General features: G+C 68.2%; 15 protein-coding genes. 5 read left to right on the forward strand and 10 right to left on the reverse strand.

What is annotated here, in order from left to right; all coding sequences use genetic code 11:
- Both GPY60_RS21300 and GPY60_RS21305 read left to right on the forward strand, forming a co-directional pair.
- On the forward strand, positions 1–1,956 hold a 1,956-nt coding region (locus GPY60_RS21300), incomplete at its 5' end, for a Kelch repeat-containing protein (protein WP_156689687.1).
- A gap of 87 nt (positions 1,957–2,043) precedes the next feature.
- A complete protein-coding gene (locus GPY60_RS21305; protein ID WP_197283779.1) occupies positions 2,044–2,532 on the forward strand; it encodes a hypothetical protein in 489 nt (162 codons plus the stop codon).
- Positions 2,533–2,660: 128 nt separating this feature from the next.
- Here the strand turns inward: GPY60_RS21305 and hsaB are convergent, their stop codons facing one another.
- From hsaB to hsaA, 4 genes are read right to left on the reverse strand one after another with little or no spacing between them, the layout of a single operon-like run.
- Positions 2,661–3,224, reverse strand: coding sequence for a 3-hydroxy-9,10-secoandrosta-1,3,5(10)-triene-9,17-dione monooxygenase reductase subunit (hsaB, locus tag GPY60_RS21310; protein ID WP_156689688.1), 564 nt, complete (start codon positions 3,222–3,224; stop codon positions 2,661–2,663).
- 12 nt (positions 3,225–3,236) lie between these two features.
- Positions 3,237–4,139 carry an iron-dependent extradiol dioxygenase HsaC gene (hsaC, locus tag GPY60_RS21315; protein WP_156689689.1) on the reverse strand — a complete coding sequence of 301 codons (903 nt, stop codon included), beginning with the start codon at positions 4,137–4,139 and terminating at the stop codon, positions 3,237–3,239.
- Positions 4,139–5,011 carry a 4,5:9,10-diseco-3-hydroxy-5,9,17-trioxoandrosta-1(10),2-diene-4-oate hydrolase gene (gene hsaD / locus GPY60_RS21320; protein ID WP_156689690.1) on the reverse strand — a complete coding sequence of 291 codons (873 nt, stop codon included), beginning with the start codon at positions 5,009–5,011 and terminating at the stop codon, positions 4,139–4,141. The genes hsaC and hsaD overlap by 1 nt, the downstream gene beginning before the upstream one ends.
- Entirely contained in the window at positions 5,008–6,192 is a 1,185-nt protein-coding gene (gene hsaA, locus GPY60_RS21325; protein WP_156689691.1) for a 3-hydroxy-9,10-secoandrosta-1,3,5(10)-triene-9,17-dione monooxygenase oxygenase subunit, read from the reverse strand. The genes hsaD and hsaA overlap by 4 nt, the downstream gene beginning before the upstream one ends.
- Positions 6,193–6,346: 154 nt before the next feature.
- On the opposite strand from hsaA, the gene GPY60_RS21330 reads away from it, so the two are divergent.
- Together GPY60_RS21330 and GPY60_RS21335 are read left to right on the forward strand one after the other, a co-directional pair.
- Positions 6,347–7,429 carry a ferredoxin--NADP reductase gene (locus GPY60_RS21330; RefSeq protein WP_156689692.1) on the forward strand — a complete coding sequence of 361 codons (1,083 nt, stop codon included), beginning with the start codon at positions 6,347–6,349 and terminating at the stop codon, positions 7,427–7,429.
- 29 nt (positions 7,430–7,458) lie between these two features.
- Complete coding sequence (locus GPY60_RS21335) at positions 7,459–7,992, forward strand: hypothetical protein (protein ID WP_156689693.1); 534 nt, start codon at positions 7,459–7,461, stop codon at positions 7,990–7,992.
- A gap of 149 nt (positions 7,993–8,141) precedes the next feature.
- On the opposite strand, the gene GPY60_RS21340 is transcribed toward GPY60_RS21335, so the two are convergent.
- From GPY60_RS21340 to GPY60_RS21365, 6 genes are all read right to left on the reverse strand, one after another.
- Positions 8,142–8,999: an ABC transporter permease gene (locus tag GPY60_RS21340; RefSeq protein ID WP_156689694.1), complete on the reverse strand. Its 858-nt coding sequence runs from the start codon at positions 8,997–8,999 to the stop codon at positions 8,142–8,144.
- The gene (locus GPY60_RS21345) at positions 8,999–9,847 is read right to left on the reverse strand and encodes an ABC transporter ATP-binding protein (RefSeq protein ID WP_156689695.1); all 849 of its coding nucleotides are present in this window, start codon (positions 9,845–9,847) and stop codon (positions 8,999–9,001) included. The genes GPY60_RS21340 and GPY60_RS21345 overlap by 1 nt, the downstream gene beginning before the upstream one ends.
- Positions 9,844–15,366, reverse strand: a complete 5,523-nt coding sequence (locus GPY60_RS21350; protein WP_231639764.1) for a type I polyketide synthase — start codon at positions 15,364–15,366, stop codon at positions 9,844–9,846. Before GPY60_RS21350 ends, GPY60_RS21345 begins: the two co-directional genes overlap by 4 nt.
- A gap of 49 nt (positions 15,367–15,415) precedes the next feature.
- The gene (locus GPY60_RS21355; RefSeq protein ID WP_156689697.1) at positions 15,416–17,182 is read right to left on the reverse strand and encodes an NAD(P)/FAD-dependent oxidoreductase; all 1,767 of its coding nucleotides are present in this window, start codon (positions 17,180–17,182) and stop codon (positions 15,416–15,418) included.
- A gap of 204 nt (positions 17,183–17,386) precedes the next feature.
- Positions 17,387–18,676: a cation:proton antiporter domain-containing protein gene (locus tag GPY60_RS21360; RefSeq protein WP_156689698.1), complete on the reverse strand. Its 1,290-nt coding sequence runs from the start codon at positions 18,674–18,676 to the stop codon at positions 17,387–17,389.
- A gap of 164 nt (positions 18,677–18,840) precedes the next feature.
- Positions 18,841–20,946 carry an acyl-CoA dehydrogenase gene (locus GPY60_RS21365; protein WP_156689699.1) on the reverse strand — a complete coding sequence of 702 codons (2,106 nt, stop codon included), beginning with the start codon at positions 20,944–20,946 and terminating at the stop codon, positions 18,841–18,843.
- A gap of 272 nt (positions 20,947–21,218) precedes the next feature.
- Here GPY60_RS21365 and kstR point away from each other — a divergent pair, with 272 nt between their 5' ends.
- The gene (gene kstR / locus GPY60_RS21370) at positions 21,219–21,827 is read left to right on the forward strand and encodes a cholesterol catabolism transcriptional regulator KstR (RefSeq protein WP_197283780.1); all 609 of its coding nucleotides are present in this window, start codon (positions 21,219–21,221) and stop codon (positions 21,825–21,827) included.
- Positions 21,828–21,833 lie beyond the last annotated feature (6 nt).

Here is a 21,833-nt window from a genome sequence, read left to right on the forward strand (position 1 = left end):
GCCCCGGCGCCCCCCCCCCCCCCCCCGGGCGGCAAGCCGCCGCCGACCGCGCGCGCGGCCTCGTGGTTCGGCGAGCCGGGCAAGAAGCGAAACCGCCTGGCGATGCTGGCCGGCGCGCTCGTCGTCGTGGTCCTGCTGGTGGCCGGCGGCATCTACCTCGCCGTCGCGTCGAACAAGAAGGAGCACACCGTCGCCGGCGGCCAGTCGAGCGCTCCGCCGGGGCCGGCATGGAAGCCGATCACGAACGCCCGGGTTGCGCGCGATGCGGCGGCGACCACGCAGGTGGACGGGACGATCTGGATCTTCGGCGGGATACGAAGCGACGGCGCGGTCAGCCCGCGACACGAGGGCTATGACCCCGCGATCGACGAGTGGAAGGGCGGCGACGACCTGCCGGTGGCCGTTCAGCACGCGGCGGCGGTCACCTGGATGGGCAATCCCGTCGTGCTTGGCGGCTGGAAGGCCGATGGCGCCAAAAATGTTGCCTCCGATCAGGTTTGGCGTGTGGTGAACAGCCGCTGGGTGGAACTTCCCCACCTGCTCCAGCCCCGGGCGGCCGCGGCCGCGGCCGTGGTGGACGATCGGTTGATCGTGACGGGCGGGGTCGACGCGAACGGCGCGCTGCTGAACACGACCGAGGTCTTCGACGGCACGTCGTGGACCCTCGGGGCGCCCATCCCGACCCCGCGACGGATGCTGTCCGCCGCCTCGGACGGAAAGCTCGTGTACGCGGTCGGCGGGTCGAACGCCACCGGTGAGCTTGCGACGGTAGAGGCGTACGACCCGGCCGCCAGGGCCTGGGCGGCCCTGCCGGCCCTCCCGGACGCGCGGAGCGACCTCGGGGTGGCGATCGCCGACGGACGCCTCGTGGCGGTCGGGGGCGTCGCGAAGGGCCAGGTTCTCAAGAGTGTGTCGGTGTTCGACCTGATGACCCGGACGTGGGGGGGCCTGCCGGACATGTCGACTCCCCGCCACGGCATGGCTGTCGCGGCGGTCGAGAAGTCGGTGTACGCGATCGGGGGGTCAACGGCGGTCGGAGACGGCCAGGTGGTCGCGACGGCCGAAGTGCTCAAGCTGCCCGCACGCAGGATCCAGCCGGCCGCCCAGTGGCGCAGCCTGCCCGACGCGCCCACCGCGCGACTGATGATGGCGTGGGCGGTGGTGGGCGACAAGATCTGGATCATGGGAGGCCTGCGCAACGGCGTCACCCTGCAAACCGTCGAGAGCTACCAGCCCAGCACCGGGGCCTGGGAGACGGGCCCACCCCTGCCTATCCCGCTGCACCACGCGACGGCCGCGACCTACCGCGGCGAGGTGGTTGTGCTCGGGGGCGCCACCGACAACATCGCCGACGGGTCGAACAAGGTCTTCGCGCTGCGGGGCGGCAACTGGGTGGAGCTTCCCAGCCTGAACCACGCCCGTGCGGCGCCGGCCGCGGCGGTGGCGGGCGACAAGCTCGTGGTGGTCGGCGGACAGAACGCCAAGCAGCTGGTCCCCCAGACCGAGGTCTTCGACGGCAGCTCGTGGACGGACGCTCCCGACATGCCCACCCCACGCGAACACCTGGCCGCGGTCTCCGACGGCACCTACCTGTACGCCGTAGGCGGGCGCTTCCTGTCGTCGGACAAGAACACCGCGGCGTTCGAACGGTTCGACCCGGCGTCGGGGACGTGGACCAAGCTGGTCGGAATGCCGACCCCGCGCGGAAGCTACGGGGCCGCCTACATCGACGGGCGGATCGTCGTGGCCGGTGGCGAGGAGCCGACGATGGTGCTCAACACGGTCGAGATGTTCGACATCTCGGACGGGAAGTGGAGCACGCTTCCGCCGATGCCGACGGCGCGGCACGCCGAGGTGGTCGCCGCGGTCGGCAACACGGTGTACTGCATCGGGGGCGCCAACCGCCCGACGCACGAGGGACCCATCGCGACGGTCGAGGCGCTCGACTTCATGTAGCGCGGCCGTGTGTTTGATCCGTGTCGAATATGGGGATCTGGTTAGGGCGGGGTGCACAACGGCACACGGACCTCAACGGAGCCCATCATGAACAACCACAACATCGTTTGGATCGTGATCGCCGTCGTGGTGGCGGTCCTGGTCATCGCCGCCGTGGTCGCCGCGGCCGCCCGAGCCCGCCGTCAGCGCCGGCTGCGCGAGGCCGAAGAGATCCGCGAGCAGGCCCGGGTCGAGGCCGGCAGGGTCGAGCGGCGGCAAGCGGTCGCCGACGAGACGGCCGCCAGGGCCCGCGCCGCGCAGGCGGAGGCCGAGGCCAAGGCCGCCGAGGCGGCCAGGCTGCAGGAACGCGCGGCCATGCACCACAACGAGGCGGCGTCGTCGCGCGAGCGGTTGCAGGAACAGTGGGAGCGCGCCGACAGCATCGACCCGACGAACGCGCAGAAGCAAGAGCAGGACCCTGCGGTGCGGCGCCCCGACGAGGCGCCCCGCGAGTCGGTGGACGATCGGGGCGGGAATCTCGGTAACGGGCGGCCGGAGCATGTTCAGGAACCCGGTCATCGGGCCACGCCCAACTGAAGTGGCCCTCTTCGGATGAGCCCGATGGCCCGCCCCCTCAACGGGCCATCGGGCGCGCCCCAAGACGCACGTAAGTGCGGGTTTCCAGAACGGGCGGCCGCCAAACATCGAATGTCGGCGGTTTGTGTTTAAAGCCAGGTGTCCTGCGTGGTGGTCGTCAGGAAGGCTTCGAGGTCGTCGCGCCACTGGGCCGGCGTCGTCTTGTCCGGTTCGATCCCGGTGTACTCCCCGCGGTAGAAAAGCAAGGGGCGGGGCTTGATCTTGGGCGCCTCCGACAGCGACCGGACGGCGCCGAACACCACGAAATGATCGCCGCCGTCGTGTACGGACGCCACCGTGCAGTCGATGTGGGCCAGCGAGCCGTCGATGATCGGCGAGCCGAGCTCCGATGCGTGCCAATCGATTCCGGCGAACTTGTCCGGCTCTTTGGAACCGAATCGCGCGCAGACGTCCTTCTGTTTTTCCCTCAACACGTTGACGCAGAACCGGCCGCTCGCCTCGATCGCCTTCCATGACCGCGAGACCTTGGTCGGGCAGAACAGCACGAGCGGGGGGTCCAGCGACAGCGCCGCGAACGACTGGCAGGCGAAGCCGACCGGCACCTCGTCATGCACGGTCGTGATGATGGTGATGCCGGTGCAGAACTGGCCGAGCACCTGCCGGAAGGCCCGGGGATCGATCTGCGCGGACATGATTCCTTTGGCTCAGCCGCTCATGCCGACAGTGAAGTCGTGACCCCACAGGCTGACGGCGGTGCTCTCCCGGGCGATCCAGTCTTCGTCGGCGACTTGCCTTCCCTCGCAACCGAACTCGACGTCGAACCCACCGGGCGTCTTCATGTAGAACGACAGCATCAGGTCGTTGACGTGGCGGCCGAGCGTCGCCGACATCGGCACCTTGCGGCGCAGCGCCCGGTCCAGGCACAGGCCGACGTCGTCGGCGTTCTCGACCTCCATCATCAGGTGCACGATGCCGCTGGGCGTCGGAAGCGGCAGGAAGGCCAGGCTGTGATGGCGGGGGTTGCAGCCGAAGAACCGCAGCCACGCCGGGGCCCCGTCGGCGGGGCGCCCCACCACCTGCGGCGGCATCCGCATCGAGTCGCGCAGCTTGAATCCGAGCACGTCGCGGTAGAAGTGCAACGCCTCGGCGTCGTCGCGGGTGGACAGCACCACGTGGCCGAGGCCCTGCTCGCCGGTGACGAACTTATGCCCGTACGGGCTCACCACCCGGCGGTGTTCCAGGGCGGCGCCGTGGAACACCTCGAGACAGTTGCCCGAGGGATCGGAGAACCGGATCATCTCGTCGACCCGCCGGTCGGCCAGCTCCGCGGCGGTGGCCTCCTTGTAGGGGGTGCCCTCGACGTCGAGCCGGTTCCGAATCTCTTGCAGGCCTTCGGCATTCGCGCATTCCCAGCCGGCTTCGAGCAACCTGTCGTGCTCGCCGGGCACCACCACCAAGCGCGCCGGGAAGTCGTCCATCCGCAGGTAGAGCGCGCCCTCGACGCTGCCCTTACCCTCGATCATGCCGAGGACCTTCAGGCCGAACTCGCGCCAGGCCCCCATGTCGGTGGCCTCGATGCGCAGGTAACCCAGAGCCCGAATGCTCATCAGGCACCTCCCAGGAAATCGATGGTGAGCTTGTTGAACTCGTCGAACTTCTCCACCTGCGCCCAGTGTCCACATTGCCCGAAGACGTGTAACTGCGCACGCGGAATTGTCTTGAGCGCGACCAGCGCGCCGTCCAGCGGGTTCACCCGGTCCTCGCGGCCCCAGATCAACAGGACGGGCTGGCGTAGCCGGTACACCTCGCGCCACATCATCCCCAGCTCGGCGTCGGCCCCCGCGAACGACATTCCCATCGCCCGGGTCGCCGTGAGCGACTCCGGCGTGCTGGCCAATGCGAACCGCTCGTCCACCAACTCCGGGGTGATCAGCTTCTTGTCGTGGACCATCACCCGCAGGAAGGCCTCGAGGTTCTCGCGGGTGGGCTCCATAGAGAATGCCGTGAGCCGCTTGACACCCTCCGTCGGGTCGGGCGCGAACAGGTTGATGCTCAGCCCGCCCGGACCCATCAGGACCAGGCGCCCGGCCCGGTCGGGGTAGTCGAGGGCGAACCGCACGGCGGTGCCCCCGCCCAGCGAATTGCCCACCAGCGGAACACGACCCAGCTCCAGCTGGTCGAAAAGTCCCTTGAGCGCCCGGGCGGCGTAGCGGTTGAACTGCCCGTGCTCGGCACGCTTGTCCGACTGCCCGTAGCCGGGCTGGTCGACGGCCAGCACGTGGAATCGCTGCGCCAGCACCGGAATGTTGCGGGCGAAGTTGGTCCAACTCGCCGCGCCGGGGCCGCCGCCGTGCAGCAGCACCACGGTCTGGTCGTTGCCGACACCGGCTTCGTGGTAGTGCAGCCTCAGGGGCCCGTCGACATCGACCTCGACGAATCGAGAGGTGGACTCGAAGGTCAGTTCCTCAGTGGCGGTCATACCATGGTGTCGCCAGGCGGCAACCCGAACTCGTGATTCCCGAAGATGACGTACGCGCGCTCGGGGTCGTTGGCGGCGTGCACCCGGCCGGCGTGTGCGTCGCGCCAAAACCGTTGCACCGGAGCGTCGTTGTTGAGCGCGGTGGCGCCGGAGGCCTCGAACAGCCGGTCGACCGAGGCGATGGCCCGCCCGGTCGCGCGCACCTGGTCGCGCCGGGCGCGGGCGCGCAGCTCGAACGGAATCTCCCTGCCGGATTTCAGCACCGCGTACTCGTCGGCGACGTTGCCACTCAACTGGCGCCACGCGGCGTCGATGTCGCTGGCGGCCTCGGCGATGCGGACCTTGGCGAACGGGTCGTCCTTGGCCTTCTCGCCCGCGAACGCGGCGCGCACCCGCTTGCCCTGGTGCTCGACGTGAGCGTCGTACGCGCCGTAAGCCATCCCGACGATGGGGGCCGAGATGGTGGTGGGATGCATTGTCCCCCAGGGCATCTTGTAGACCGGGTCGGTGTTGGTCTGCAGGCCGCCCGCGGTGTGGTCGTTCATCTGCTTGTAGGACAGGAATCGGTGCCGGGGCACGAAGACGTCCTTGACCACAACGGTGTTGCTGCCGGTGCCGCGTAGCCCGACGACGTGCCACACGTCGTCGATGCGGTACTCGGTGCGCGGGATCAGGAAGCTGCCGAAGTCGACGGGACGGCCGTCTTTGATGACGGGGCCGCCGAGGAAGGCCCAGGTCGCGTGGTCACAGCCCGACGACCAGTTCCACGACCCGTTGACCAGGTAGCCGCCGTCGGTCACCACACCGGCGCCCATCGGGGCATACGACGACGAGATCCGCACGCTCGGGTCGTCGGCCCAGACCTCTTCCTGGGCCTCCTGGTCGAACTGGGCGAGGTGCCAGTTGTGCACGCCGAGGATCGACGCCACCCATCCGGTCGAACCACAGGCGCTGGCGATCCGCCGGACCGCCTCGTAGAACAGCGTGGGGTCGCACTGCAGGCCGCCCCACTGCTCGGGCTGCAACAAGGTGAAGAAGCCGACGTCCTGCAATTCCTGGACGGTCTCGTCGGGCAGCCGGCGCAAATCCTCCGTCAACTGCGCGCGCCCCCTGATGCGGGGCAGCAGGTCGTCGATGCCAGCGAGCACGGACTGCGCATCACGCTGTTGAATGGACGTCACTTAGGGTCCTCCTGGGCCAGACTTACACCGTGGACTTACCACAGAGACTAGAACACGTTCCGATTTGTGTCGAGGAGGGTATTCCTGCGGCTGGTAGCGATGCATATCGGGTTTTCTGTAACATGTTCTAGTTGTGACGAGGGAGGACGGGGTCTTGACCGAAGCGATCCCCGACGAGCCACTCGGCGACCACGTCCTGGAACTGCAAATCGCCGAGGTGGTCGCCGAGACGGACGACGCCCGGTCGCTGGTGTTCGCCGTGCCCGACGCTCAGGGCGATCCGGCGATTCCGCCCGAGCGGCTGCGCTATGCGCCCGGCCAGTTCCTCACCCTGCGCATCCCCAGTGAGCGCACCGGGTCCGTGGCCCGCTGCTACTCGTTGTGCAGCTCGCCCTTCACCGACGACGCGCTAACCGTCACGGTCAAGCGCACCGCGGACGGCTACGCGTCGAACTGGCTGTGCGACCACGCACACAAGGGGATGCGGATTCACGTGCTGGCGCCGTCGGGCACCTTCGTGCCCAAGACCCTCGACGGCGACTTCCTGCTCCTGGCGGCCGGCAGCGGGATCACCCCGATCATGTCGATCTGCAAGTCGGCGCTCGCCGAGGGCAGCGGCCACGTCGTGCTGGTCTACGCCAACCGCGACGACCGTTCGGTCATCTTCGCCGACGCGCTGCGCGAGCTGACGGCCAAGTATCCGGATCGACTCACCGTCGTGCACTGGCTGGAGTCGTTGCAGGGACTGCCGAGCGCCGCCGCGCTGGCCAGGCTGGCGGCCCCATTCGTCGACAGGCCCGTCTACATCTGCGGGCCCGGGCCCTTCATGGACGCCGCCCGCCAGGCGCTGGACGGGCTGAATGTGCCTGCGGCCCAAGTGCATATCGAGGTCTTCAAATCGCTGGAGTCCGATCCCTTCGCGGCGGTGACGATCGAGGACACCGCCGAGGGCGACCAGCCGCCGGCCACCGTCGTCGTCGAACTGGACGGTGAAACCCACACCGTGTCGTGGCCCCGCAGCGCCAAGCTGCTCGACGTGCTGTTGGCCAAAGGCCTGGACGCGCCCTTCTCCTGCCGGGAGGGCCACTGCGGCGCGTGCGCGTGCACCCTGCGCAAGGGCAAGGTCAACATGGAGGTCAACGACGTCCTGGAGCAACAAGACCTCGACGAAGGTTTGATATTGGCCTGTCAATCTCACCCGGAATCTGATTCGGTAGAAGTCACCTACGACGAGTAGTCGCGTAGCGAACCGGGAAGGGGAGCACGATGAGGCGGCTGACAACTGGTCTTGCGGTGGTCGCGGGTGCGCTCGCGCTGCTCTGGGCCCCGGTCTCGTCGGCGGCGAGCAACACCGCCACCACCCTGTTCCCGCTGGACGGCCCCAACCAGCTGGAAACGCACGTCACCCTCGATTGCTTCAAGAACGGCGGCTTCTGCAACTTCACCGCCGGCGCCGACATGCGCACGCCGGACGGCGTGACCGGATTCCCCAACGACCTCTGGGCCCGGCAGACGACGGAGATCCGGTCGACGAACCGGATGGCTTACCTGGACGTGCACTCCAGCGGTCAGAACGAGCGCGTCAACAAGGCGATGGGCAACGACGAGGTCACGACCATCTACTTCGGCGGCGGCCCGCCGGACAAATACCAGACGAGCGGCCGCATCGACTCGACCGACTGGGGCACCGGCCAGCCCAAGACCGACATCAACGTCATCACCTGCACCCACATCCAGGTGGTCTACAGCGGGGTCAACATCACCTCGCCCAGCACCTGCGCGCAGGCCGACTTTTCCTAGCGCGCGGTGACGCCGGGCGTTCGCGCCGGATTCGAGCGTTTATCAACGGCTTTGAGTGTGAACCGTGGGCGGGAATATCGAGGGAAACGCGACCGCGGCTTCACACCCGACGCCACGAGTACACACTCAATGGGATTGCCGGCGCCGGGTCAGCGCGTCTCCGACCACCGGAACACCCGGAGCGAGGCGATCAACCCACCGACCGTCCACGCCGCCAGCACGAGGAAGGTTCGCCAGTGTTCCCAGCTGCCGGCCGGCTCGAAGGCGGCCATCTCCGGCGGTAACAGCACCGACCGGAATCCCTGCGCCATCCACTTGACGGGGAACAACGAACCCAGAGTCAGCATCCACGCCGGCAAGGCGACGAGCGGCACGTAGGTCCCCGATACGAACTGCAGCGCGACCGCCGGCCCGTTGGTGATGACGGCGGCCGAGACCGCGTTGCTCGCCAGGTTGCTGACGAAGATCCCCAGCAATGAACAACTGACGATGCCGAGGATGAAGACCCACGTCAGCGTGAACCAATCGAAAACGTCCCTCGGCAAATGGAGTTTGAAGACGGTCACCCCCACCGCCAACAGGACGACGGCCTCGGCGAGACTCGCGACGGCGACCAGAACGATCTTCCCGAAGAAGTACGAGGTGGCGGTCGTCGGCGTCCCACGGAGTCGCCGCAGGGCGCCGGTGTCGCGGTCGGCCGCGATGCTGATCCCCAGGTTGATGAACGACGTCGACAGGATTCCGTAGGCGAGGATGCTCGCCGCGATCACGGCCCCGGTGCTGGTATCGCTGTTGGGCAGCTTGGCCGTGAAGATCGAACCGAGCAAGATGCCGATCACCGCCGGCATCGAAAACGTCAGCACCACCTGTTCCGGCCGGCGGTAGAACATCTTCAACTCGGGGACGACGCGCGACAGGCCGATGCGGAGCGGGGTGGGGAGCGGCGACGCCGGCTCGGCCTCGCGGTGCCGGGCCGGCGAGGACGTCCGCAGGTGGCTGACGTCCATCACGCCTGCCCGATCAGCTGCAGGTAGGCGTCTTCGAGCGTCGGCCGGGAGACGGTGAGCTGCGCCAGTTCCGCGCCGTCCTTCGCCCGCTGCCTGATCAGTTCGGTCGGGTGGTCCGTCGTCTCGACGTGCACCTCGTCTCCCTCCATCCAGCGGACCGTCGCGGCCGAATCCACGTACCCGATCAGCCTCGCCGGCGAGTCGACCGCCACCACCCTGCCGTCGGCCAGCACCGCGACCCGATCCGCCAGGGCGGCGGCTTCCTCGAGGTAGTGGGTCGTCAGGAGGATGGTCGTGCCGTCGGCGGCCAGCACCGTGATGAGGTCCCAGAATTTCCGTCTGGCGTCCGGATCGAATCCGGTTGTCGGTTCGTCCAGGAACAGCAGCTCCGGCATGCCCACGATGCCGAGCGCGACGTCGAGCCGGCGACGCTGCCCCCCGGACAGCGCCCTGACTTTCGAGTCGGACGCGGAGGTCAGCCCGACCAGGCCGAGCACGTCTTCGGGATCGCGGGCCCTGCCATAGGACTTGGCCAACATGCGCACCGTCTCCGACACGGTGAGCATCCCCGAGTCGCTGACCTCCTGCAGCACGATGCCGATCCTGGCGCGCCAGTTGCGGCCCGCGGTTCCGGGGTCCTCGTCCAACACCCGCACGCGTCCGGAGTCGCGCTTGCGATGTCCCTCCAGGATTTCGATGGTGGTCGACTTGCCCGCACCGTTGGGCCCGAGGATCGCGAAGATCTCGCCGTAGCCGACGTCGAGGTCCAGATCGCGCACGGCCTGCCGCTGCCCGTAGGCCTTCGACAGCCCCCGCACCCACACCGCGGACGACCGATCGTGCGTCATCCCCTGTCCCGATCCGTTACCTCGAGTTCCGCCAGCATCTTTCGCAGGTCGGCATCGGACAGCTGTTCGATCATGCGGTCGACGTCGTCGGCGACTGGCGGTTCGGGCCGATCGTCGTCGATCGGTGGCGCGTCGGCGCCGTCCAGATGCAGATCGGCGAGTATCCGAACCGCCAGCGAGTTGACGCTGACGCCCTTCAGCAGCTCCAGCACCGGCAGGTCGACGCCGAACAGCGCGCTGATCCTGGCCCGGAAATCCATGGCCATCATCGAGTCCAGGCCTAGGTCGTCGAGGGCGTCGTCGGGTCCGATGTCGGTGACGGCGAAATCGAAGACCGCGGAGACGACCTGGCGGACCTGGCGCGCGACCGCGCCGAGCCTGTCGGCTTCCGGGCACGCCGAAAGCAGTTCCAGCATGGACGATTCCGGGTCGCCGCTCCCCGTCACGCGTTCGGCCGCGCCCAGATCGGAGAACATCCGCGGCGCCTGACCGCCGAGCCCATGGCGAACCCGGGTCCAGTCGGCGGTCAGCGCGACAACCGCGGCCACCTTCTGGTTGATGAGCCGATCGAGGATCTGGGTGCCCGCCGCCGGCGTGATGAGCTCGATCCCTCGCTGCGCGTATGTGCTTTCCAGCTCCAGCTTTTCGACCATGCCGACGGACCACGGGCCCCACCCGATGGTGAGCGCTGGCAGCCCCTGAGCGCGGCGATAGTGGGCGAACGCGTCGAGGCACGCGTTGGCGGCGGCGTAGTTCCCCTGCCCGGGTGAGGCGATGACAGAACCGGCGGAACCGAACATGACGAAGAATTCGAGTTCATGCCCCGCCAGCGCGTCGTGCAGGACGCGGGTGCCGCGCATCTTGGGCGCCAGCACCCGGGCGAAGTCGGATTCGGTCATGTTCACCAGGAGCTGGTCGTGGACGACGCCCGCGGCGTGCAGGATGCCGCGGACCGGTGGCGCCCCGTCGCGAATGTGCTTGCTCAACCAGGCATTCACCGCGTCGATGTCGGTGATGTCGACGCTGGCCGTGGTGACCCGGGCGCCGAGGCGTTCGGCCTTGCGAATTGCCGCGATGGTGGCGTGCCGCGGATCGTCGTCGCCGATCTGCTCCCAGGTGCTCCTCGGCGGGACCTCGGTGCGGCACAGCAAGGTGATGTGCCGGGCGCCGCGTTCGGCGAGGTATGTCGTGACGACGCGACCCAACGCGCCGGCGCCGCCGGTCACCGCGTACGTGGCGTCGGGCGTCAATTTGGTGGGAAAGGCCTTGGTGAGACTGCTGCTCGGCCGAAGACGCGGCACCAACGCCGCCCCGCCGCGGATGGCGAGCTGATCATCGGGATCGTCGGCGAGGACGTGTTGGCAGACGCGCTCGGCGCTCTCGCCATGGTCGTCGGCCCGGTCGATGTCGACGAGCCCGCCCCAATGTTTCGTGAACTCCTGGTGGCCGATCACCCGACCGAGCCCCCAGACTGCCGATTGCCCGACGGCGAGTGCGTCGCCCGCACGCGCCGGCTGCGCATTGGCGGTGATCAGGTAGAGACGCGGCTGGACGTTGTCGTGGTCCGCCAGGGCCTTGACGAGGTGCACGACCGCGAAAAGGCCGGATTGGCAATCACTCTCACCGGCCTCGTCAGGAATGTCCAGGGGCCGGCAGTCGATGATCCCGTCGAGGTTGCCCTCCGCGTCGACGTGCGCTTCGAGCAGTTGGTGTAGCTGCTCGGGCCGCCGCGCGTCGAGCGCGTAGCCTCCGTCGCGTCGCGTGAGCGCGCCGACGGGCTCATGCACGACCGTGTGCACGCGTTGACCGCGACGGCGCATCCGCTGCGCGAGCTCCGCGCCGAATCCTCCTGAGTCCGCGAGGATCAGCCACACCGACGCGTCTGTCCGCGTCGGGCTTTCGGGCTCGTCGAGCTGCGCGTCGCCATGCGCGACCCAGTGCAGCTCGAGGATCCCCTTGTCCACGCGTTCGGGCGACATGCGCGACGAGGCGCTCAGCGATTGCACGGTGAAGCCGTCGAAAACCGCGAGTGGCGCACCGGTTTCTCCGGTGATGACGATGTCGCTCTCCATCGAGTCTTCGCTCGCCGATACGACCCTGACGTGGACCGTCATGTCCGGTTCGGGCGGGCCGAAGATGGCGCTGCGCCCGACCCGAACGGGCAGGAAAGGGCTCTCGCTGCCGTCCGATCCGAAAAGCGGTGTGCCGAGCAGAGTCTGGAATGCGCCGTCGATGAGGGCCGGATGGAATCGGTACGCGCCGAGTTCGGCGCCGACCGGTGCGGGGACGGTGAGTCGCGCCGTCGCCCAGCCCTCGCCGGCGATGACCCCGGTGACGGTCTGAAACGCCGTGCCGTAGGCCAATCCGGCGGCATGCGTGCGCGCGTAGAACTCGTCTCCGTCGATCGTGGTGACCTGTCCCTCGCCGGCGGGGACCTGGCCGCGCCTCGGCGGCTGGGTGTTGAGCTCGGCCGTCGCCGTGATCACCCACTTGAGGTCACCGCCGGCCGTCGCGGTCAACGCGGTGAATTCCAGCGTCGCGGTGTCCTGGTTGAGCGTGGTCCTCAGGACGGGGTCGCAGGTGTCGTCGAGGATGAGGGCGCGGTGCAGAGTCAGGTTGTCGACGCTGTGCTCCGCCGATCCATAGGTCTCTTTCGCGGCGGCCAAACCCATTTCGATGTACACCGCCCCCGGCACGAGGACGCTTCCCTGCACCCTATGGTCCGCGAGGAAGGGTATGCGCGCGGTGCTCAACTCGATTTCCCAGGTCGGGTGCACGGCGCTCACGGGCTGCCCGAGCAACGGATGAACCGGGTTGTAGTGCAGCTCCTCGACGGCCTCCGGCGGCTCATTCCAGTACCGCTTGGATTGCCACGGGTAGGACGGCAGCTTCAGCAAGCGGGCCCCGTGCCGGGGATAGAGCGCTTCCCAGTCGAGCGGCCGGCCGTGACAGTGCAGCGCGCCGACACAGTCCATCAGCGTCCGACCGTCGTCCTGGTGGCGTCGCTGGGTCGCCAGGACGACCACGTCCGTGCCGTGCGACGCGGCAGCCTCGACGATCGACGTCGCGAGGGCGGGATGCGGTCCCAATTCGACGAAGTGGGTGTACCCCTCGTCGAGCATCCGGCGGATCGCGGGCTCGAAAAGCACCGTCGCGCGGGTGTTCTGCCACCAGTAGGCGGCGCCGGCGGCGTAGGAGTCCAACCGCTCGCCGGTGACGGTGGAGTACAGCGGGACCGTCGCCGCGGCGGAGGACAGCCCGTTCAACGAGGCGTAGAGGTCGTCCTTGACGGCGTCCATGTAATGGGTGTGATACGGCACCTTGACGTTGAGGAACCGGTTGAAGACGCCGCGCTCGTCCAGTTGGCCTGCGATGTCCTCGAGCACATCGCCGTCGCCCGCGATGGTCGTGGCGGCGGGGCCGTTGACCGCGGCGATCGACACGCCCCGCCCGACGTGAACTCGCGTCGCGTCGTCGAGGGCATCGAAGAGCGATTCGGCGTCGAGGCCGACCGCCAGCATGCGGCCCTGCCCGCTCACGCGTTGTTGGAGGCGGCTTCGGTGATAGATCACCCGGATCGCCTGCTCGAAGGTGAGCACTCCGGCCAGATAGTGGGCGGCGACCTCACCGGCGCTGTGACCGACCACGGCGTCGGGGTGCACCCCGAACCGTCCGAGTTGCTCGGCCAGTGCTATCTGGATGGCGAAGTTGGCGGGCTGAGCGAATTCGGTTTCGGCCATGCGGGAACGGGTTTCGTCGGCCGTGAGTTCATCGAGCAGGGACCAGTCGGCGTAGCGGGACAGCTCGCGATCGCTTCGCGCGATGCTGTCGGTGAAAGCCGGAAAGGCATCGAGCAGGTCGCGGCACATCCCCCACCACTGGGGGCCCATCCCGGTGCAGACGAACGCCAACTTCGCGGCGCCCGCGGGTGTGCGGCCCGCGGCGCTCCGCCCGCCCTCGGCGAACGCCCGCAACTGATCTCGTGCCTCGGTCACGCTGCCCGCGACCACGGCATGACGGTAGCTCAGGTGCGAGCGGCGGCGGCTGAGGGTGTATCCGAGATCACCGACCGTGACGTCGGGATGCGCGTCGAGGTGCGCGGCGAGCCGTTCGGCCGTCGCGGCCAGCGCGTCCTCGGAACGAGCCGAGATCGGCAACACGGCCAACGGAACGGGCGCAACGGGTTTCGCGGCGGGAACGTCGGGCGCGGCGGGGGGCTCGGCCAGCACGACGTGGGCGTTGGTGCCGCCGAAGCCGAACGAGTTGACCCCCGCGATCCGCCGTTCGGCGGCGGGGAACGGGCGGCCGGTCCGGGGAATCTCGATGCCCATGTCGTCGAGTGCCATTCGCCGGTTCGGCGTCTTGAGGTGGAGATTCGCCGGAATGTAGCCATGCTTGACGACCAGCGACGCCTTGATCAGTCCGGCCACGCCGGCGCCGGCCTCGAGATGGCCGATGTTGGTCTTGACCGATCCGATGAGCAGGGGACTGTCCGACGGGCGTTCTACCGCAAGGGCTTCGGCGAGGGCCTGCACCTCGATGGGATCGCCCACGGGCGTTCCGGTGCCGTGCGCCTCGACGTAGCCGACCTCGGCGGGGCGAACGCCCGCCCGGCGCAGGGCGGCGGTGATCGCGGCCCGTTGCGCCTCGGCGCTGGGTACGGTGATGCCGTCGGTGTGACCGTCCTGGGACACCGCCGTCCCGAGGATCTGTGCATAGACGTCGTCGCCGTCGCGCAGCGCACGCCCGAGGGGTTTGATGACGACGACCGCGCCCCCCTCTCCGCGCGCGTACCCGTCGGCCGAATCGTCGAACGCCTTGCTGCGCCCCTCGGGGCTCAGGAACCCACTCTTCGACTCCGCGATCGCGGTGTTGGGCCCGATCATGATGTTGACCCCGCCGGCGAGCGCGAGGTCGCATTCGCCGTTCCAGATGCTCAGCGCCGCAAGGTGAACCGCGACGAGCGAGCTCGAGCAGGCCGTGTCGATCGTCATGCTCGGGCCGCGGAAGTCGAAGGCGAACGAGATGCGGTTCGCCAGCATGGTCATCATCATCCCGGTGGAGGAATGGGTCTTGAACCGGTACCGACTGGTGCGGCCCCGGTTCTGCAGCAGTTGGTAGTCCAGGGTGAACCCGCCTACGAACACGCCCACGTCGGCGCCGGCCAGGCCGTCCGCCGGTATTCCCCCGTCTTCCAGGGCCTCCCAGGTGGTCTGCAGCATGAGGCGTTGCTGCGGATCGAGGAGGTTCGCCTCCCGGGGGGAGATCCCGAAGAACTGGGGGTCGAACTGGTCGACTTCGCCGAGGAACCCGCCTCGCCGGGTGACCATCTTGCCGATCTTCCCCGGATTGGGGTCGTAGTAGGAGTCCGCGTTCCAGCGCGTCTCGGGTACCGGACAGGTGGCGTCAATGCCACCGCGCAGCAGGTCCCAGTAGCCATCCGGATCGTGGACACCTCCGGGCAGATGACAACCGATCCCGACGATCGCCAGGGGCTCGCGGGCGCCATGGTCGGACATGTTCATCCTCTGGGCTCGAAACGGGTCACGATGCGGGAGAGCGGGCGCGTCAACGGAATTCGAGCGCCGGTGCCGGTGTGCAGATCCAGTCGCGGCTGATCGGATTGGTTGCCTGCTCGCGCCGGTAGACGGAGCGGAGTTCTTGCACGAACGGGTCGCGCTGCCAGGCCTGCACCTGGCGGATGACGTCGTCGTCGTCGAAGCGACCGCCCTTGTCCGACACCACGGTCTCCATCAGCTGGCCGGCCAGCTGGCGCAGTAGCAGAGCGTTCGCGTCGAATCGCGCCAGGAATTCCGGAGCCTGCCCCATCATCGCCGTGTGCAGGGTCACCATGAAGTTCAGGGGAGAGTACAGGTCGACGAATTGCGCCGAGGGACGCGCGTCCTCGACGGCGGCCCACTCCCGGAAGAACCGCTGCATGCGGTTACTGAGCTTGATGAGCCCTTCCAGGTGTGGCACCACCTGCGGGTCGTCGGCGACGCTCACGAACCGGCCGTTCGCATAGAGGAAACCCACGAAGCCCCAATAGAAGGCGATATCCCAGATCACCTTTGCCGACATCACCGCCGGCGACCCCATCAGCGGGTATTGGTCGCAGTACACGGCAAGCCACATGTCGGTGAGCGAGCGAAACAGGGAGTCGCTGATCGCCGATCGGGCGACGACGTCCTCGCCGTCGAGGTCGCGGGCGATCATGTCGGTGATGAGGCCGTTGCCGATCGCCACGAGGTCCAGCCCCGACGAGTACAGGGGATCCAGGAACACCCCTGAATCGCCGGTGAGACACCAACGTTCGCGGCCGTCGTAGACCTTCGTCGCGCCGTGGCTGTAATTCTTCATGACCCGGAAGTCCCTGATGAGGTGCTCGTTGTCCGCGAGGACCGCGGCGCACTGCGGCTCGTGCTCGCTGAGCCAGGAGCGCGCTTTGGCCAGCGTGTTGTACCGGTCGAAGGGGTGGACGGCCGGGTCGGCCACGATCCCGACGCTCGTGGACCCGGACGCGAGCCGGATCAGCCACACCCAATACCCTTCGCCCATCAGATGATTGGTCGACAGCGCGCGGTCCCCCTCGATGAGCCGCGACTGCCACTGCGTGTCCTCGCTCCAGGTGCCGATGTCGATTTCCATCGCGATGCGCAGCCACACCGCATTGCAGTTGTGTTCGTTGGCGCGCCTGAGGCCCAATTGCCTTGACAGCGTGCGGTTTCGGCCCGACGCGTCGACCACCCATCGCGTGGTCGTGCGTGCGACGGTCTCGCCGGTTTGGTAGGCAACCGTGCTCGCGCGTCCCGCCGGGCCGAATTCGACGGACACCACCCGGCCGGAGACGATGTCGACGCCCTCGGCGACGCAACGCCGGTGCAGCTCGTTCTCCAACCTGCCGCGGTCGATCTGGTAGGTCACCTGCGGCACGAAAGCGGAGCTTCCGAGTTCCACCCGTTGAGCGATGTCGGTGTTCTGATCGTGCGAGAAGAACATTCGCAGACCCATCTTGCGAATCTGCGAGGTCTGCAGATGGTCGCCCAGGCCGAGACGGTCGCGCAGGTAGTGGGCGGAGACCTCGACCGTGGACTCGCCGACCGTGTGGGTGACCTCGGGCACCGGGTACGAGCGCGGCGAGACGACCAGCACGCGCGTCTGCGGCCGCGCGCCGCGGATCTCCAGAGCGAGGGTCAAGCCCGCCGCGCCGCCCCCGACGATCGTGACATCGTGGTCGGGCGTTGCCGCGTCGGCGTCGAGCAGGCCCCTGATCCTGTCCGCCAGGACCCGGCGCTCCTCCGAGCTCAAGTGCGACAGCTGTGCTCGCGCGTCCACAGGTCCCCACCTCCCGAATGCAGTCGCTTCAGTTATTTAATATTTAATAACCTACACCAATGTGGCAGTCTGGCAAGCGGAGAAGAACACCTCACCGCGATCGCCGTCGACCGGCGGTTTTGCGTCGAAATACCCTGCTGCGGAGCGTCTTCCGCGAACTTTGCAATCTTGTATCGCGCGCCAACGAACGGCTCCGCCGAATGCTCAGCGAACAAATTCTGTGGAAGCGTCATTGATCTTCTTTGCCGAGTATGGCTGGTCTTTGGGACGGTGCCGGCCGTAGACGAATTCGAATATCGGCGTTGCCATGAGGGTGGTGACGATGGCCACCAGCACCAGGATGCTGAAGAGGGTAGGCGTGATGATGCCGGCCTGCAGTCCGATGTTCAGGAGAATGAGTTCGATCAGGCCGCGGGCGTTCATCAGCGACCCGAGTGCAAGGGATTCGCGCAGCGGCACCTTTCTCAGCCGCGCGGCGAGGGTGCACGCCACTCCCTTTCCCGCGATCGACACGACGAGGATTCCCGCGGTCACCGCCCACAGCGCCGGGCTGTTGAGCAGGCCGATCTGGGTGTTGAGCCCCGAGTAGACGAAGAACAGGGGCAGCAGGAACGTGGTGACCAGAGGCTCGAGAAGCGCGGTGAGTTTCTCCGCGAAAAAGCCCGACGGCATGGCGACACCGAGGATGAAAGCACCGAATATCGCGTAGATCCCGATGGTGTCCGTGAACCAGGCGCACATCATCAGGGCAATGAGCACGACGCTCAGCACTTCGGGGGTGATCGCGTTGTGACGCTCGGTCCTCGGACCCAGCCCGGCGAGAGCCTTTCGCCCAATCGTCAACAGCAGGACGGTATAGAGAATCCCACCGATTATCGCCGTCGCCGCCGTGGCCGGGCTGCCGCGGTGGATCGCGAGGACGATCGCCAGAATGCACCACGACAGCGCGTCGTCGGTCGCACCACAGATCAGGGCCAGGGTGCCCAAAGACGTTCCGGAGAGTCGTTGTTCGAAAATTATCCGGGCGAGCATCGGAAAAGCGGTCGTGGCGATCGACGCGCCCAGGAACATCATGGCCAGCGGCAGCGAAACGCCGTTTTCGAAATACCTTCCCGCTTTCAGCATCGGCATCGCGATCAGCGCCCCGAGGGCGAGCGGGGCGACGATGCCCGCGGCCGACACCGCCACCGCGGTGCCGGCGCGGTGCCTGATGAGGTTGGCGTCGAAGTTCAGCCCGATCAGGAACATGTAGAGCACCAGCCCGATCTGCGCGGCCGTGTACAGCACAGTGTTCGCCTGTCCCGGCGGAAACAGCTGATGCTGAATGCCCGGTGCCACCCGGCCCAGCAATGACGGCCCCAGCAGCACCCCAGCGATCATCTCGCCGACAACCTGCGGCTGCCCGAGGCGTTGGGCCAGGAGGCCGACGAGGCGACAGGTTGCCAGGATGACGGCCAATTCGAGGAAGAAATGCACGGCTGTGGTTGCGGGCATCAGTCAGGTCCTCGAGGTTCGGCGTACGGTCACCACCGCCGTTGGTGGGGTTCGCTCGTGATTCGTTGCCGCGGCGGGCGCGGATTGGATGACGATGATGTCGTCGTGATCGACGGCCGCGGCGCGACCACGCCGGCAACCACGGCGCGGAGGATTACCCGCGGCTAGCGCGGCAGACCGAGCAGCCGTTCGGCGGCGACCGTGAGCAGGATCTGCTCGGTGCCGCCGGCGATCGTGAGGCAGCGGGTGTTGAGGAAGTCGAACACCGCCTGGTTGTGCACCAGGCCGGCGTCCTCGGCGACGTCCATCGTGAACTCGGCCAGGGCCTGCCTGTAGCGGACGCCGATCAGCTTGCGAACGCTGGACTGTGCCCCGGGGTCCTGCCCGCCGACGGCTAGCTGGGCGATCCGCTGGTCGAGCAGCGCGCCCGTCTGCGCGATGCAGATCAGCCGGCCGAGCCGGTCCTGCTGGGCGGCGTCGAGATCCAGCTCGGCGAGCACCCTGAGCAGCTCCTCCATCGGGTTGCCCAGCGCGGTGCCGCTGGCCATCGCGATCCGCTCGTTGGCCAGTGTCGTGCGCGCCAGCCGCCAGCCGTCGTTCACCGCGCCCACCACCATGTCGTCGGGGACGAACACGTTGTCCAGGAAGACCTCGTTGAACAGCGAGTCGCCGGTGATCTCGCGCAGCGGGCGGATCTCGAGGCCCGGCGATTTCATGTCGACCAGGAAGTACGTGATGCCCTTGTGCTTCGGGGCGTCGGGGTCGGTGCGCGCCAGGCATACCCCCCACCGCGCCTTGTGCGCCGCCGACGTCCACACCTTCTGCCCCGTCAACAGCCAGCCGCCGTCACCGCGCACCGCCTTGGTGCGCAGCGACGCCAGGTCGGAGCCGGCCCCGGGCTCGGAAAACAGTTGGCACCAGAGGAACTCGCCGCGCATGGTGGCCGGCACGAAGCGCTCGACCTGCTCCGGCGTCCCATGCTCGAGGATCGTCGGCGCCGCCCACCAGCCGATCACCAGGTCGGGACGCACGACGCCCGCCGCCGCCATCTCCTCGTCGATCAGCAGCTGCTCAGCTGGGGACGCCCCCCGGCCGTAGGGCGCCGGCCAGTGCGGCGCCTGCAGCCCCGCCTCCGCCAGGGCCGCCTGCCGTTGGTCCTCGGGCAGCGCGGCGATCTCGGCGATCACCGCCGCCAGTTCGGGGCGCAGGTCCTCGACTTCCGAGAGGTCGATGCCCAGGCGGCGGCGGACCCCGGACTGGGTGAGCGCGGTGACGCGGCGCAGCCAGCTTTCGGCGCCGCCGAGGAACGCGCCGATGGCGTGCGCGCGCCGCAGGTAAAGGTGCGCGTCGTGCTCCCAGGTGCAGCCGATGCCGCCGAGCACCTGGATGCAGTCCCTGACGTTGGCCTTGGCGGCGGCGATGCAGATGCTGGCGGCCAGCGCCGCCGCGATTGCGAACTGGTCGTGATCGGGATCGTCGGCAGCTCGGGCGGCGTCGGCGGCCGCGACCTCGGCTTGCTCTGCTCGGCAGAGCATTTCGGCGCAGAGGTGTTTGACGGCCTGGAAACTGCCGATCGGCTTGCCGAACTGCTCGCGCACCTTGGCATAGGCGACGGCCGTGTCCAGCGACCACCGGGTCACTCCTGCCGCCTCGGCCGCCAGGACGGTCGCGACCAGATCCTCGACCCGCCGTCCGGAGTCGACGCGGGTGGCCGGCGCGGACGTCAGCGTCACCCGGGCCAGGGGCCGGGAGAAATCGGTCGCCCGCAGCGGCTCGATTTGCACGCCCTCGCCGGCGCTGTCGACCAGCACCCAGCCGCCGCTCGTCGGCAGCAACAACAGGCCGCCGTCCGCCGCGCCGAGCGCCAACCGCACGGTGCCCGTCGCCGCGCCACCCTCCAAGCGAACGTCCCCACCGAGCGCCAGGCCCGCGAACCTCTCACCCGAGGCCAGTGCGGCCAGCACGTCGGCGTCGCCGACGACGAGGGTGGCCAGTGCGGTGGTTGCGACCGGTCCCGGCACCAGCGCCTTGGCGGCCTCCTCGACCATGGCGCAGAGGTCCTCGATGGTGCCACCCGCGCCGCCCGAGTCCTCGGGGATGGCGACCCCGAAGATGCCGAGGTCGGCGAGGCCGGCGAACACCGGCCGCCAGGCGTCCGCGTCACCCTGCTCGACCGCGCGGATCGCCGCGGTCCCCGGGATGGCGGTGCGCGCCCAGTCGCGCACCAGCGCACGCGCGGCAAATTGCTCGTCGGTGACGGTCGCTACCACCGTTTGGTCCTCCCCGTCGTCGATTCGACGTTCGCTAGAGCTTGTCCTGGGCCGACTAGAACGTGTTCTAATAGTGCCAGCGATCGACCGTCAAGTCGAACGCCATCGCAGCAGGACAAAAGGGGGTTGCGGCGGTACGGAGGTGAGAAGTTCCGACTCAGCATGCGTATCGTTTGCCAACGAACCCTCTTCGAACAGGAGTAAGTCGTCGAATGCCAGCGAACACGAACTCGGGTCGTGTCCCGGACTCGCAGCCGCGCGAGGTCGTGAACGTGGCGGTGCTCGCCGAGTCCGAACTCGGCTCGGAGGCGCAGCGGGAGCGCCGCAAGCGGATACTCGACGCGACGATGGCGATCGCCTCCAAAGGCGGCTACGAGGCCGTCCAGATGCGGGCCGTCGCCGACCGCGCCGACGTGGCCGTGGGCACCCTGTACCGGTACTTCCCCTCGAAGGTGCACCTGCTGGTGTCGGCGCTGGGCCGCGAATTCGGCCGGATCGACGCCAAGACGGACCGCTCGGCGCTCTCCGGCGGCACACCGTTCCAGCGGCTCAACTTCATGATCGGAAAGCTCAACCGCGCGATGCAGCGCAACCCGCTGCTGACCGAGGCGATGACGCGGGCTTACGTCTTCGCCGACGCGTCGGCGGCCAGTGAGGTCGACCACGTCGAGAAGCTGATCGACAGCATGTTCGCGCGGGCGATGGCCGACGGCGAGCCGACCGAGGACCAGTACCACATCGCACGGGTGATCTCGGACGTGTGGCTGTCGAACCTGCTGGCGTGGCTCACCCGACGCGCCTCGGCCACCGACGTCAGCAAACGGCTCGACCTGGCCGTGCGGCTGCTGATCGGGGACCAGGACGGGGCGAAGGCGGGATAGCGCCGG

Source organism: Mycobacterium sp. Marseille-P9652 (genome assembly GCF_902652685.1).
Taxonomy (GTDB): Bacteria; Actinomycetota; Actinomycetes; order Mycobacteriales; family Mycobacteriaceae; genus Mycobacterium.

Excerpts from the sequence above, each read along its gene's own strand:
- GPY60_RS21305 (WP_197283779.1), top strand. The coding sequence starts at position 2,044 with ATGAACAACCACAACATCGTTTGGATCGTGATCGCCGTCGTGGTGGCG.
- hsaB (WP_156689688.1), bottom strand. The coding sequence starts at position 3,224 with ATGTCCGCGCAGATCGATCCCCGGGCCTTCCGGCAGGTGCTCGGCCAG.
- hsaC (WP_156689689.1), bottom strand. The coding sequence starts at position 4,139 with ATGAGCATTCGGGCTCTGGGTTACCTGCGCATCGAGGCCACCGACATG.
- hsaD (WP_156689690.1), bottom strand. The coding sequence starts at position 5,011 with ATGACCGCCACTGAGGAACTGACCTTCGAGTCCACCTCTCGATTCGTC.
- GPY60_RS21335 (WP_156689693.1), top strand. The coding sequence starts at position 7,459 with ATGAGGCGGCTGACAACTGGTCTTGCGGTGGTCGCGGGTGCGCTCGCG.
- GPY60_RS21340 (WP_156689694.1), bottom strand. The coding sequence starts at position 8,999 with ATGGACGTCAGCCACCTGCGGACGTCCTCGCCGGCCCGGCACCGCGAG.
- GPY60_RS21345 (WP_156689695.1), bottom strand. The coding sequence starts at position 9,847 with ATGACGCACGATCGGTCGTCCGCGGTGTGGGTGCGGGGGCTGTCGAAG.
- GPY60_RS21350 (WP_231639764.1), bottom strand. The coding sequence starts at position 15,366 with ATGTCCGACCATGGCGCCCGCGAGCCCCTGGCGATCGTCGGGATCGGT.
- GPY60_RS21360 (WP_156689698.1), bottom strand. The coding sequence starts at position 18,676 with ATGCCCGCAACCACAGCCGTGCATTTCTTCCTCGAATTGGCCGTCATC.